General features: G+C 69.0%; 11 protein-coding genes. 1 reads left to right on the forward strand and 10 read right to left on the reverse strand.

The window, feature by feature from the left end:
- Positions 1-18 precede the first annotated feature (18 nt).
- The 10 genes from HHX31_RS04695 to HHX31_RS04740 form a co-directional block, all read right to left on the reverse strand.
- The gene (locus HHX31_RS04695; RefSeq protein ID WP_169945267.1) at positions 19-2,112 is read right to left on the reverse strand and encodes a DEAD/DEAH box helicase; all 2,094 of its coding nucleotides are present in this window, start codon (positions 2,110-2,112) and stop codon (positions 19-21) included.
- Positions 2,109-3,434, reverse strand: coding sequence for a BREX system ATP-binding protein BrxD (gene brxD, locus HHX31_RS04700; RefSeq protein WP_169945269.1), 1,326 nt, complete (start codon positions 3,432-3,434; stop codon positions 2,109-2,111). Before brxD ends, HHX31_RS04695 begins: the two co-directional genes overlap by 4 nt.
- Positions 3,431-4,990: a hypothetical protein gene (locus HHX31_RS04705; protein WP_169945271.1), complete on the reverse strand. Its 1,560-nt coding sequence runs from the start codon at positions 4,988-4,990 to the stop codon at positions 3,431-3,433. The genes brxD and HHX31_RS04705 overlap by 4 nt, the downstream gene beginning before the upstream one ends.
- Positions 4,991-5,863 carry a protein phosphatase 2C domain-containing protein gene (locus HHX31_RS04710; protein ID WP_169945273.1) on the reverse strand — a complete coding sequence of 291 codons (873 nt, stop codon included), beginning with the start codon at positions 5,861-5,863 and terminating at the stop codon, positions 4,991-4,993.
- 31 nt (positions 5,864-5,894) lie between these two features.
- Positions 5,895-6,566 (reverse strand): VWA domain-containing protein, encoded by a 672-nt coding sequence (locus HHX31_RS04715; protein ID WP_169945275.1) that lies wholly within the window; start codon positions 6,564-6,566, stop codon positions 5,895-5,897.
- Between the two features lie 10 nt (positions 6,567-6,576).
- Positions 6,577-7,116: a hypothetical protein gene (locus tag HHX31_RS04720; RefSeq protein ID WP_169945277.1), complete on the reverse strand. Its 540-nt coding sequence runs from the start codon at positions 7,114-7,116 to the stop codon at positions 6,577-6,579.
- On the reverse strand, positions 7,104-8,900 hold the full coding sequence (locus tag HHX31_RS04725) for a hypothetical protein (protein ID WP_169945279.1): 1,797 nt from the start codon (positions 8,898-8,900) through the stop codon (positions 7,104-7,106). Before HHX31_RS04725 ends, HHX31_RS04720 begins: the two co-directional genes overlap by 13 nt.
- 180 nt (positions 8,901-9,080) lie before the next feature.
- On the reverse strand, positions 9,081-9,680 hold the full coding sequence (locus HHX31_RS04730; RefSeq protein ID WP_169945281.1) for a hypothetical protein: 600 nt from the start codon (positions 9,678-9,680) through the stop codon (positions 9,081-9,083).
- Between the two features lie 11 nt (positions 9,681-9,691).
- A complete protein-coding gene (locus HHX31_RS04735) occupies positions 9,692-10,717 on the reverse strand; it encodes an ADP-ribosylglycohydrolase family protein (protein ID WP_169945283.1) in 1,026 nt (341 codons plus the stop codon).
- A 3-nt stretch (positions 10,718-10,720) separates the two neighbouring features.
- Entirely contained in the window at positions 10,721-11,356 is a 636-nt protein-coding gene (locus tag HHX31_RS04740; RefSeq protein ID WP_169945285.1) for a DUF4352 domain-containing protein, read from the reverse strand.
- A 207-nt stretch (positions 11,357-11,563) separates the two neighbouring features.
- Here HHX31_RS04740 and HHX31_RS04745 point away from each other — a divergent pair, with 207 nt between their 5' ends.
- Positions 11,564-13,453, forward strand: a complete 1,890-nt coding sequence (locus HHX31_RS04745; protein WP_169945287.1) for a serine/threonine-protein kinase — start codon at positions 11,564-11,566, stop codon at positions 13,451-13,453.
- Positions 13,454-13,460 lie beyond the last annotated feature (7 nt).

Here is a 13,460-nt window from a genome sequence, read left to right on the forward strand (position 1 = left end):
GCGCTGTTCCCGGATGGTTCAGGTCATCGTGAGATGTGCCGGCTCCGAAAGCACGGCAGCCGCTGCGGGGAGGTCTGCCAGACGGGTCGCGAGCGTCTCGACGGCGAGTTCGCGGGGCAGCAGGGCGCTGAACTTCAGGCCGTTCAGCGCCCTGTCGTCGATGTCGGGTCGGCTGAGCTCACGGGCGAGGTCCTGCCACCACCCGGTGCCCGTCAGGTCGTTCCTCAGCCTGACGTGCAGGTCGTCCACGCGCTGGGTCGGATCGGCGAGCGGGCCGAGCGTGGCTTTGATCGTGGCGTTGGCGCGGTATCCGGCCCAGGTCCACCACTGCATGTCGCCGTCGTTTCGCACGATGACGGTGCCGCCGGAGTGGACGAGGTCACGGCTGTCTTCCCGTATCCGCGCGAGTCCGTTCGCTGCGCGGCGAGTGAGCTTCACCGGAGGGTCGGCGCCCAGAACGACGTCCCGCATGGCTCGCGACAGGGCGAAGGATGCGCCGCCGGACATGGAGGTCGCCCAGCGTGCCTTGCCGCCGCCGCCTTCGACGGGCTGGACGAAGCACCGCCGCCGTTTCCAGTCGATCCAGTCCACGACCCAGGTACGGCCGGCCAGCAGCAGGAGGCGCGGCCCCGAGACGGCGGACGTCAGGAGACCGGGATCCGTCCGGCCGATCTCGGCGTTGCCGCGCAGGACGGTGAACTCCGGCGGGGCCGTGAACACCGCGGTGAGATCCATGAAGTTCCGGCGGCCGAAGCGCTGCTCGGCCTGAGGGCCGACGAGCAGAGCGCCGCCGTCTCGCTCGAGAAAGCCCTGCTCGATGAGATGGTCGAGCACCGGGCGCGCGTGCTGCTCACGGAAAGGGCCGAGTCCGTGCCACCAGTCCGGCCACAGGGCGTCGCCTATGCGGCCCTCCTGCAGGGTGAGCGCGAGGAGCTGCTGCGCGACGATGTGCCGAGGCGCGGGCGGCGGCTGCAGGGGTTCGACGAAACCCGTGCTCCACAGCAGCAGGAGCCCCGCTGAGGCGAGGAGATCCTCCGGCGTCAGGGCCAGGACGAGGCAGTTGCGCCTGACTCCCGAGCGCCTGCCCGTGCGTCCCAGGCGCTGGAGGAACGACGCGACCGACCACGGAGCGTTGATCTGGATGACCCTATCCAGGTCCCCGACGTCGATGCCCAGTTCCAGCGTGGAGGTCGAGACGATGACGCAGTCGCGAGACTGGGCGAAGGCCTCTTCCGCGCGCCGGCGCTCCTCAGCCGAGAGGGAGGAGTGGGAGAGGAACGTCGTGACGCCGTGGTCCCGCAGCAACTGACCGAGCTCTTCTACCATCCTGCGGGAGTCGCAGAAGACGAGCCGCTTCTCGCCCTGATGCAGTGCCGCGATGACGCGGGCGGCGTTGACGACGGACCCGACGTGGTCCAGTTCCACATCGGCGGCTCCGGGATCCGCTCCCGTCTCAGGGGCGATCACTTTCGCGGGCCGGGTCCCGGCGCCCGAACCCTGTAGCCAGGAGAGCAGTTCATGGGGATTGCCCACCGTCGCCGACAGGCCGATGCGCTGGAGTGGTCGTCCGGCCAGCCGGGTGAGGCGCTCCAGGACGGCGAGCAGGTGCCAGCCCCGATCGTCGCGGGCGAAGGCGTGCACCTCGTCGACCACGATCGCCCGCAGATCCGCCAGCAGGCGGCGGTGGTCCACCCCAAAGCTGATGAGCATGGCCTCCAGGGATTCCGGGGTGGTCAACAGGATGTCGGGCGGATCGCGCAGGATCGCCTGACGGCGGGAGCCGGACACGTCCCCGTGCCAGAGCTCGACCCGTCTGCCGAGCCAGCCCGCGTACGCCTGCAGGCGCGGCGCCAGGTTGTTGAGCAGGGCCTTCAGCGGGCAGACGTACAGCACCGACAGGCCGGTCCAGGTCTGTTCCTCCATCATGGACAGCAACGGGAACGTCGCCGCCTCGGTCTTGCCTCCGGCCGTAGGCGCGATCAACAGCGCGTCCTGCCCCTCGCCGATGGGGCCCAGCGCCTCCTGCTGCAGCGGCCGCAGCCGGGCCCAGCCGAGCGTGTTGGTGAGGTGGTACGCGATCGTCGGATGCAGTGCGAGTGTCGGCGAGGTCACGGCAGGTCGAGCTCCACATCGTCCGCGGAGACCGCCGGGCGGCCACGGCGGAACGCGTTGAGCTCGTCGTCGTTCAGCTCTCCCTCCGTGACCGTGACCTGCCGGTAGTCCCGCCGGGGGTCGAAATCCTCGTGATCGGAAACCCGGTACAGCACGTCGGCGACGAGCTTGCGGAGGAAGATCCGGGGCGCCACGCCGGCTCCCAGATGTCCGGCGACCGCGGTGGCCAGATCCTTGACGTACGCGTCGTCGACAAGGTCCCTGATCCGCTGCTCGGCCGGATCCCCCTGGGCGTACAGGTCGCGTACGGCGCAGCCCAGCTCGACCAGCTTGTCCCGGTCGAACCCGGTGAGCCGGATCTGCACCGCGCGGGCGGTGTCGAACCGCGCGTCGGTTTTGAAGTCGGAGTGCAGCCGCTGGGCCAGGGCCGGGGATCGTTGCACTCCCTGTTGACCGTCGTAGAAGGCGGGAGTGCCGGTGATGACGAGATAGAGGCCGGGGAAGCGGCCCTTGTCGATTTCGTCGATCAGCTGCCGAAGCGCATTGAGGCTCCGCTCGCGGTTGTCGCTGCGCATCCGCTGCAGGGTCTCGACCTCGTCGAGCACGACCAGCAGTCCCGGGTAACCGCAGTCGCGCAGCACCACGAGCAGGCCCTGCAGGAAATGCAGGGCCGAGGTCGAATCGACGTCCCCCTTGAGCCCGGCATAGCGGCGGATGCTCGACGCGACGTTCAGGTCACCGCCCACCCAGGCGAGCAGGCCGTCCGCGGTCGCGTTGTCGCCCGACAGCCGGGCGCGGCGGTAGAAACGGAGGGCGGTCGCGAACGCGGGGGCGTTCTTGGCGGTCTCGGCCAGCCGTGACTCGATGAGGTCCTCGACCGCCGTGCTCATCGCCCTGCGGTCGTCCTTCGCGACTCCGGCGTCGTCCTCCAGAGCGAGAAGCCATGTGTCGACGATGTCCCGCAACGCGCTCGGCGGCGAACTCGCGGTGCTCAGCCCACCGATCAACGACCGGTAGACGGTCTCCAGCCGGTGCAGGGGCGTGGTCCGGTCCGAGATCTGGATCTCGCTGGTCGCCATCTTCTTCCGCTTGGCCCTTTCGGCCAGCCAGCGGGCGAAGAACGTCTTGCCCGAGCCGTACTCGCCGCGGACCGCCTTGAATCCCGCGCTTCCGGCAGCGACCGCTGTCAGATCGTCGTCGAGCGCCTTCTCGAACCGCTCCATGCCGACCGCGAACAGGTCCAGGCCGTTGCGCGGGACAGTCCCACGGCCCAGAGCGTCGATGATCTGCCGCCGCCTTGCCCGGCTCACCTTCGCCGTCACGGCTCATCCTCCTCGAGGAACTGCTCTTCCAGCAGTCGCACGTTCAGTTCGACCGTACGGTCGCCGTCCTTGAGCATGATCACCTGGCTCTGCTCCACGTTGAGCAGGTTCTTCAGGGCCCGCATCAGCAGGACCGTCCTGTCTGCGGTGTCTGCGAGCAGCAGCGCGATGTTCGCCACCGACTCGCGTCCGGTGCCCGCGGCGAGGTGGTCGATGAGACGGGCCACCTCGACGTCATCGACGACGCCACCCCGGGGAGCCAGCCGCCGCTGCTCGGCATAGGTATCCGAGGCGACCACTCGTTGCCCCAACGACTGCTGGACTGGAGACGGGAGCTGCGCGGCCGGCGGCGGTGAGGGCCGTGGTGCCGGGGTGGGTGGTGCCGTAGCTGTTCCCGGCTGTGACTTCGGCGGCGGCGGCGCACACCTGGACTGCGACCCTGGCTGCAGAGGTGCCGGTGGTCGAGGCGCAGCCGGCTCGGCTGGCGGGCGTGGCGCTAAGACCACGGGAGGCTTGGAAACAGAGACGGGCATCCGCTGCCGCTCGGGAGACGTTGAAGCCGGCGGCTGCGACAGGGACGGCCGGCTTCCCGGTGCCGGCCGGCTCACGGGCACACTGACACGGCCCGAGCCCGGCAGGTGAATCGGGGCGGCAGGCCCGGTGTGCATGGACGCCTGTGGCCGAGGAGGGCGGGTCACCGCGATGCGCTTGCGGCCGGCGAGAGCCTGGACCCACTCGGCCGCGATCGGACGGGTGCCACGCGGGCCCTGCGCGCGGGTGAAGAGCTCCCTGACCGCGGTGACCACATGGTCCGGCAGGCCGGGAAGCAGCGCCGGCTCGTCACCGGGCCGCACGGACGGGGTCCGCGAGAGCACCCGGCCGATCAGCAGCGCGAGCTTGTAGCGGTCGGTGTCCAGTTCCGGCCCGCTGGAGGGCTGGTGGGGATCATTCCAGTCCGGCGTGTGCGCCTGCCGTAGCACCGGTTCCGCTCCGTGCCGGCGCAGGCCGTCGCAGTCGAGCATGAAGACCTTGTACGGCCGGCCTGGGCGCCACAGGAGGTTCCGGAAGGAAAGGTCCCCGACGATCCACCCATGAGTGTGCAGCAGGTCGATCAGCTTGGCGGCCAGCGTCGCGATCTCGAGGCGGCCGTCGATGTCCGGCTGGTGCAGGTCCTGCCACGCCCAGTTCGGTTCGTACAGCAGATACTGCAGCTCGACCAGCTTGGGCTTGCCGCCGATCGTGCTGTAGAAGTCCTTGGGCACGTGCGGCATGAGGAAGCCGGTCACCTGGCCTCCGTTCACCACCCTCGCGACGGGCCAGGCGCACTGGTCCAGCAGGGCGCGCACTTCCACGGCCGTCTGCCGATGCCCGAACTCGACGAGTTCCGCGAGAGCCGCGCCGTTCACCTGGCCGGCCTGCGGCATGTACTCCTTGTAGACGAGGTTCTCCGGTCCGAGCACACGGGTGACCACCCCCTGGCCGCCCTTGTCGAGGGGGACGGGTTCAAGGGGCAGCGTGGCACGGTGCCGGTCGAGCGGATGGGGCGTGAAGGCCATTCAGACCCTCCAGATGCACACGGCGGTCCGGTCGTCGTCGTGCGTTTTCGCCCGGAAGCTCATCTGCCAGAAGAACTCGGGCAGGGACGGCGGCCGGCTCCACCAGCTCGCCAACCGGGAGCTCACCTGCGGCCCCCGCATCGGCTTGCCCAGTCCGTCGGTGCACAGCAGCAGCATGTCGCCTGGGTACAAGTCGGCATAACTGACTTCCACATGCTCGATATCGCGGGGCAGCGCGTGGGTCGCCGAGGTCGAGACCCCCGTGTCGGCATCATCCTCGCCGAAGCACGATGTCCATACGCCCCGATGCAGGTGCCACGCCATGCAGTCGCCGACCCGGACCAGCACGGCGCGATGCACGGGCGCCTCGGGCGCCTCCTGGAGACTGGCGGCGAGGAACGTCGTGGACAGCTCGTCCGGTGGCATCCCGAGTTCATCCGCCCGGTTGCGGATCTCGCCGGCGATGCCGTCCACGAACTCCCGGACGTCCGTCACGTGGTCAGGGGCGATCAGCAGCGTGGAAAGATAAGCCTGCGCGACCTCGCAGGCCGTGGCCGCTCCGACATGCGAGCCCTCCTTGCTGCCGAGTCCGTCCGCCACGCAGGCCAGCAGTGTGCGGTCGCCGTCGTGCCAGAGCCCCATCGCGTCTTGACGTACGGTGCCGTAGTAACGGTGCGCGTCCCCTCGGATGGATGCGGCGCGCACCTCCAGCCCGGGCAGCGCGGCACCGTCGATTTCGGTATCCGGCCGCCGTACGGCCGGCAGCGGACCCGGCTGTGAGATCACTCGCGGCTCACGGCCGATGACGAGCGGCTGTGGAAACCCGGGCACCGTCTCCGCCGCCGCCGTCTCGTACTCCTGGACCTGTTCCATGTGCGGTTCCTCTTCCGGCTGCGGTTCGCGATCAGAGCGGGTCGGGGGCGAGGACCGTGTAGCCCGGCACCTGGTCGGGGATGATGAGCTGGGCCGTGCCCGAGGGATTGGAGGACGACGCGACGGCCGACTGGACGACGGAGTTGAGCAGCTGCCGGGCGAACTCGCGGAGAGCCTGTGTCGGCGACATGTCGCCGTTGGCGATGAACGCCCGGAACGTGGCCACCTGTTGCAGAGTCGCCGGATCCACGTCGCCGAAGCCGAACGCCAGGATGGTCGGATGAGCCCGAAAATCGCGGCTGACCAGGTCCTTGTGCTCCAAGTGCCAGTCGTCCGTCGGGAGCCCGTCGGTGAGGAAGAACACCGTGGGCCGGTACGGCGCGTGCCCGGCCAGCTTCAGGCCCGCGATGTCCTGCTCGATGGTGCGCTTGAGCAGGGAGAACGCGGCGCCGTAGCTGGTCGCGCCGCGCGGGGACAGCTGGGGGATGGAGTGCACGTCGTTGAGGTCGGCCAGCGGGAGCAGCACCTCGGCGGTGCTGCTGAACCCGATGATGCCGAGCCTGGCCCGGTCCGCCACGACCGGGTTGCTGGCGATCTCCTGGTAGATCAGGGGAAGTTCCTGGTTGATGGCATCGAGTGGCGGTCCCTGCATGGAGTACGACTCGTCGCAGACCAGGTAGAAGGGGAGTACCTGTTCGCTCATCAGGTGGTCCTCAGCTCTCAGTGGTGGGGGAGCAGCCGCCGGAGACGAAATAGATCTCCATGGAGATCGACCCGCTCGGGGCGGCGAGGTCATGGAAGTTACGGGTGGCCGCGGTCTGGAAGATGCCGGGGAACGCCTTGCCTGCGGCCGCGTTGACTCGCGTAGCCAGGTGCACGCCTTCCCCCGCGCCTCCATTGGCGCCGAAAGTCAGCACCATCCCGGCATGCCGTCCGGCCAGGCGCTTCCTGTGTTTGAGCAGCTCTCGCCTCACCGTGCCGAGCAGTTCGGCATCCGAGGCGCCGGAATTCACCCGGAAGGAGATCTTGGTGGGCTTGGCGGCCACTCCGGCGGCACGGGTGACGCAGGGCGATGGGGACGGGCTCGGCGAAGGCGACGCGGTTCCCTTACCCGCAAGGGGCTTGGCCGGGATGGGTGGCGGCGCCTGTGCGCCCAGCATGATGATCGTGAGCCCCAGCAGAAGGTCGGCGAACAGCCAGCCTGCGAGGAGCAACGATGGAGCCGAACCGCGATGGTTGATCACGGGCGCCATCCCTCGATCCCCTCGCCGCTTTTCTCAGCGAAGCCCGAGGTGTCGCCCGCATTGAGGGAGATCGGGCCATGCGGATCATTCGTGGGTCCGGCAGGGACCGAGGTGGGGGCAGGGACGGCCGGGGTGTCGGCGCCGGAGGATTCCCCGGCACCGGCGGCGAGGCCCGCGGTGACGGCCGCGGCGGCCTGTCGTACCGCCTCGTCCAGCCGGGCGATGGCGCCCTGCAGCGCGGCGATCTCGGGGCCGGTGACCTCACGGACGGCTGCCGGAACCTCCTGAAGAGACCGAGCCAGATCCGCGGGCAGCCGGTCCAGGGCGTCGCGCGTCTCCTCCAGCAGGCGTACGGTGCGACCGGCGGTGTCCGAGACCATCTCGATCCTGACGGCATGCGCGCTCGCGGTCCCGGCCCAGTCGTCGAGCGCCTCTCTGATGTCGGCTCCGGCGCCGCCGAGTACGGCGGCGAGGGTGCCGCTGCCGCTGGTGAGGGCATGGCTGATCCGGTCACCGCTCTCGGTGGCGGCGGTCTCCATCCGGCCCAGGGCGGAACCGATACCGGCCGTCGCGCTCACCAGTTCGCCGACCCGCGCGTCAAGGCTCACCGCCGTGTCGCGTACGGCCTGCTCGGTCGAGCTCGCGAGGTCGCGGACGACCTGGCCGGTCGAGTCCGCCAGGTCCCGCACGGCCTGGCCGGTCGAATCTCCCAGATCTCGCACTACCAGGCCTGTCGAGGCCGCGAGATCCTTCACGACCTGCCCCGCGGATGTCGTCAGATCCCGGACGACCTGTCCTGTGGACGACGTCATTTCGCGTACGGCCTGCTCGGTCAGCGTCGCCAGCTCGTCGACGGACTTCCGTACGCCGCTGGTCGAATCGAGGATGACGGTGCTGAGCCGGTCGCCGACGCGGTTCACCGCCACGTCTGTCTTCTCGCCGACCGAGTCGATCGCGTAGGCGGTGCGCTCGACCGAGTGCAGCAATGTCTCCGCGGCGGAGGAGACCGCGGCCATGTGCTTGTCGAGGGTCGCGATCGAGTCCCGCACCTCGGTGACGCCCGCCGTCAGCGCTTCCGTGGCCTGGCCGGTGGCCTCCAGCGCCTTCTCGAGTTCCTCCACCACCTGGGTGTGAACCTTGCTCATGGTCCTGCCGACCTTGTTCAGCTCGCTCGCGCTCTTGGTCAGCTCGGCCTGGAACCGGGCCGGCGAGGCCAGCTTCACCTGGCCGAGCAGCAGGGTCGCCCGGGTCAGCGCGGCCAGCAGGCGTGAGCGAAGGGCGAGAGCCTCTTCCTCGGCCTCCTGCTCGATCGAGCGGCGCAGGAGTCGCTCGCCGAGAGTGACGACGATGAGCACGCCGATCACCCCCAGGGTCATGAAGGCGACGCTGTCGAAGCGCAGCCAGTTCGAAAGCCTCCCATCGAAGCCCTGCTGCCACATCTCCAGGAACGGCCGGCGCGCCGTCTCGATGCCTCCAGCCGCCAGGGTCTCGCCGTACGCTGTCGTGGCCATCTTGAGCCCGAACCAGGTGGTGACGATGGGGAGGAAGACGAGTACAGGCTGCACTACGTCCATGAGCTTGAGCGCCCTGTGCCGCATACCCGCGCCAGATGCGAGTGACCGGACCGACTCTCCGGGAGGGAACGCGGCGAACAGGTTCACCTCGCACCATCGGTCGGCCTGAGCAGGCGTGACGACGGCCTCTGCCAGCTCACGAAGCTGCTCGGCGCGGGGCCTCAGGCTCGGGTGCTCGGAGAGCGCGCGAAGTTCGGCGGCAAGCTCGTGGTCCGTCACGGATGACCGACGTCCTCTCGTCAAATTGGGTTGAGCGTCAATGGAATTCCGGATGGACCGGTCCAGGCACAAGGAAATCGGCGCGATCTTCCCGATTTTGTGGTGCAAGTGTCAACTATTGGTCGTGCAAATGGTTAGAAATGCCTATGCGACCAATGGGGCTAAGGCTAATCCGGGTCGTCAGTTCCGGGTGAGAGTCCATGCGCCGTCGGCGTGGACGGTGACGAGCCGGGTGCCGACGGGCAGGAGGGCCTTGCCCTTGTACCTGCCGATCTTGTTGAAGAGCAGGTCGCCGTAGGAGCCGACGCGGGTGTGGGCGTGGACGATGAAGTTGGACTCACCGCTGTGCGCGGCGCGGACCGTGCGCAGGCCGCGGGTGGGGGAGAGCTTGAGGACCTGGTCGCCGGCGCCGCGGATCGTCGCCGAGCACCAGCAGCGTGCCTTGCTCAGGGGCAGGAACGTCGCGGTCCAGGAGCCGTCGGCCTTGATCTCCAGTCCGCTCGTGCCCTTAGCGCCGTAGTCGTTGTAGAGCACTGTCCCCTTGTAGGGCCCGATCTCGTTGACCAGGTACTCCGCGGTCCTTCCGCGGGGGTCGACCGTGTGGACGATGAAGTTGGACGCGCCGTTGTGGGTGAAGCGGATGAGGCCGGGCTTCTTGGTGGCGTGGATGCGGACGACGTCGTCACCTTCCCCGCGGTAGGTGGTGTCGGCGTGGGCGGAGGCCGGCGTGGTGAGGGCGGCGGCGGTCAGGGCCATTACGGCGAGCATGCGGCGGAACACGGGCGTTCTCCTCAGAGGGGGTAGCGGTCGGTCCAGTAGCTGTGTGAGGTGGGTTCTGCCAGAAGGTCGTAGGTGATCTTCACGATGGTCTGGCGGCCTTCCACCGTGTCGAGCCATTCGGCGGGCAGGAATCTGAACCCGTGCTGGGCGCCGAGGATGTTGCCGCAGATGGCGCCGGTGGAGTCGGAGTCGCCGGAGTGGTTGACCGCCAGGAGGAGGGCCTTTCTCGGGTCGGGTTCGGCCAGCGCGCAGTAGACGGCGATCGCGAGAGCCTCCTCCGCGACCCATCCGGCTCCGAGGGATTCGACCGCTTCGGCGGTCGGCTCCGTCCCGGCGGCCAGGTGGGCGGCGGCGCGCAGCGCGCTGACGGTCTCCTCATGTGCGGGGTAGCCGGTGAGGCGGTGGAGTGCCTGTCGTACGGCCTGCTCCAGGGAGTCGCCGCTGACCAGGTCGTGGATGATCGCGGCGAACGCGCCGGCGGACAGCGAGGCCGTGGGGTGCCCGTGGGTGAGGTAGGAGCAGCGGGCCGCCGTCTCGAACGGGTCGAACACCGACAGTCCGAAAGGCGCGGAACGCATCACGGACCCGCAGCCCTTGGAGAGCGGGTTGATCTCACCGATGGCGCCAGGGGCGGGGACGTTCACGTGCCGCTCGGCGGCGTACAGGCCTGACAGGCAGGCCATGCCGGGGGCCCGTCTCGCGTACAGCCAGCCCTCTCGCCTGAGCCACCCGTTGCGCGTGATGTCGTCCGCCGGCGGCGGTTCGGGGAACTGCTGGGTGTCGAGCCAGCGGAGATAGGCGTTCCGGACGGCCTCGACGGGGTCCATGCGGTGAAGGCGCGCGCGGATCAGCCCATCCGCGGTGAACAGGGTCATCTGCGTGTCGTCGGTGACCTCGGTCGAGACCATGTCGCACAGCCCCTCAGGACCGTGAGCGGTGCGGATCCGCTCCAGGGACATGAACTCGACGGGATTGCCCAACGCGTCTCCGATGGCGCCGCCGAGCATGCAGCCCATGACGCTGGAGTAGTAGCCCATGCCTCACCGGACCAGGGAGACGGCCACGCCGTCGGAGAAGATCGAGTCGTGTAGTTCGACCGCCTTGAGCTTGACGTCTTCGGGAACGTCGAACAGCAGGATGCCGTTGACCGCGTTCCCGGGGTTGATGGTGTTGAGGAACGCGTTGGAGTTCTTGAGCCCGAGCGCGGCGGCGCCGGAATCTGCGTCGAACGTGCGGTCCCTGGCGTCGATGAGCTTCTGGGCCGAGTCGCTGAACATCTGCGCCTCGTCGCCGATGTTCTTCACGGTCAGATGGATCAGGACGTACTGGCCCTGGGCCTTGGAGACCGTGAAGCCCTCGCCGACCTGGGACAGTCCCTTCTCGATCTTGGTGACCTTGAACGCGAACTTGCCGTCCTTGACCACGTCTCCCAGACCGGGAGCCTGAGGCTTCCTGGGCTTGGCGGTCTGGGTGGTGTGCTCGGGTTTCTCGGTCAGGCTCACGCGGGTGTCCTGTCCGCCGCCCTTGAGAACCGTGCCGAGGATGATCAGGCCCATGAGCACGGCGGCGCCGACCAGCAGGGCTTTCAGGCAGCCGCCGCCCTTCTTCTGGACAACGACGGTCTGGGGGTAGGGCGGCGGGTAGCCGTGCGGCGGCTGCTGGGGGGTCGAGTGCATGGGAGGCCTTCTTCGTCGTCGCCGGCCGGAAATTCGCGGCGGGGGTGTGAACGAGGACTGCCGCAAGTAGAGCACACTGTGAACCCAGCACACAAGTTGATACAGGGTTGCATCTGAATTCGCGCATGTGGCATGTTCCTCGGGGCGCACAGAGCGGTGATTCCGCTCGAACTGGCCGCGCCTCGTGACATCAGCACGGAGGGGTGCGTGCAGGCGCTGTTGACGGGCGATCCACACCGGATCGGCCCATACCTGGTGGTAGGCCGTCTCGGCGCGGGAGGCATGGGGGTCGTCTACGCGGCCGTGGACGGCTCTGGCCGGCGCGTCGCGGTCAAGCTCGTGCATGAGGCGCTGTCGGTCGACCTCGAGTTCCGCCGCCGGTTCAGCAGAGAGACCTCCGTACTGGCCGGAGTCGAGGGAGTCTGCCTCGCCCGCGTGATCGACTCCGATCCGGGGACCGAGCGCCCGTGGCTGGCCACGGAGTTCATCCCCGGGCCAACGCTGGAACAGCACGTGCAGGCCGAGGGGCCGCTGACGGGCGACGGCCTGTACGGCCTGGCCGCCGGGGTGGCGGAGGCGCTCGTCTCCATGCACGCCGCCGGGGTCGTGCACCGCGACCTCAAGCCGCCGAACGTGATCCTGTCGCCGCAGGGGCCCCGGCTCATCGACTTCGGCATCGCCAAGGTCCTCGACTCCACCTCGATGACGCACACCGGCACACTGATCGGCTCGCCCGGGTGGATCAGCCCCGAGGAGTACGGCGACGGCCAGGCGGGCACCCCGGCCGACGTCTACGGCTGGGGCCTGGTGGTGCTGTACGCGACCACGGGTGAGCCGCCGTACGGCACAGGCCGTCCCGAGGTGCTGGCTTACCGGGTGCGTGAGCAGACCCCGGACCTCCGGGCGGTGCCGGAGGGACTGCGCGGCATCGTGGGCCGGGCACTGGCCAAGGACCCCGCGGAGCGGCCCGCCGCTGCCGACGTCCTCGCGGCGGTGACCGGGATCTGGCAGAGCGCGGAGCCCGAGACGGAGCCTGAGACGGAGCCTGAGACGGAGCCTGAGACGGAGCCTGAGACGGAGCCTGGAGACGTCACCTCGTTCATCCAGCGGACCTGGGTGCTCTCGCCGCACGAGACGCCCGGCTGGCCCGAGGTTCGCGCCGTTCCCGATACGCCGGCCGGACTCCTGCGGTCAGAGGAGTCGGTGACGGACCCGGCGACGGTCGAGTCCGCTGCCGCATCGGGCGGTCCTGCGCCTGTTCACGGAGCCGACGGCACACCGGTGACGGTCGTCGGCCGGCGATCCGGAGCGTCCTGGATCCACGCCTATGTCGCGACGGCGGCCGCGGTCACCCTGATCGCTGTGACCGCCATCATCGCCACGTCCGCCTCGGAGCGTCCCGCCCCTGTCGTTGCGCGGACAGCGCCTGCTTCCCAGGCGCCGGTCCCCGTCACACCGGGCCCCGTCACGTTGGCCAGGGTCACCCCGACGCCGACGGAGAGCCCGAAGAAGAGGCCCGAATCCGCGCGCAGGAGAGTGTCCTTCAAGGGCGTCTCGATGACGCTTCCCAAGGGCTGGCGGATCACCACCGACGGCGACGACCGGGCCTGCGTGGAGTCTCCCCGGTCAGGGGGAGCCGACGGTCCCTGGGACTTCTTCTGCCGCCCCGATTCCATGGCGATCGAGCTCACGTCGACGAAGGACGACTGGCCGGGCTACGGCATCGAGGACGACGAATTCGGCTTCATGTGGGGGCAGCACGTGCCCTGCCTGACGGGAGGAGGCGTGCTCCGCGATCCGTATGGATCGATCTCGGAGGACGAGGGAGAGGCGGGGCTGTACTACGGCATCGATCCCTACGCCTCACGGCTCGTCCGCTCCGGGCTGGCGAAGATGCGTGACGGCAGGAAGGCGTACTACCGGCAGTGGCAGGTCGCCTGCGAGGTCAACCTCGGGTACACGATGATGATCTGGTATTTGCCGCAGTCGAAGGTCGCCTTCTACGTGCTGAGCGCACATCCGGAAGACGAGAAGGGCTACAAGGAGATCATCGCTTCGGCGGACCTCCGGGGTTACGAGCATGCGGCTAAACTGTGAACGGCGT

The organism is Microbispora sp. H11081, from assembly GCF_012999535.1.
In the GTDB taxonomy this organism is placed as follows: domain Bacteria; phylum Actinomycetota; class Actinomycetes; order Streptosporangiales; family Streptosporangiaceae; genus Microbispora.

Bases quoted from the DNA above. Each gene is read 5' to 3' on its own strand.
- HHX31_RS04705 (WP_169945271.1), bottom strand. From the start codon at position 4,990: ATGGCCTTCACGCCCCATCCGCTCGACCGGCACCGTGCCACGCTGCCC.
- HHX31_RS04710 (WP_169945273.1), bottom strand. From the start codon at position 5,863: ATGGAACAGGTCCAGGAGTACGAGACGGCGGCGGCGGAGACGGTGCCC.
- HHX31_RS04715 (WP_169945275.1), bottom strand. From the start codon at position 6,566: ATGAGCGAACAGGTACTCCCCTTCTACCTGGTCTGCGACGAGTCGTAC.
- HHX31_RS04720 (WP_169945277.1), bottom strand. From the start codon at position 7,116: ATGGCGCCCGTGATCAACCATCGCGGTTCGGCTCCATCGTTGCTCCTC.
- HHX31_RS04735 (WP_169945283.1), bottom strand. From the start codon at position 10,717: ATGGGCTACTACTCCAGCGTCATGGGCTGCATGCTCGGCGGCGCCATC.
- HHX31_RS04740 (WP_169945285.1), bottom strand. From the start codon at position 11,356: ATGCACTCGACCCCCCAGCAGCCGCCGCACGGCTACCCGCCGCCCTAC.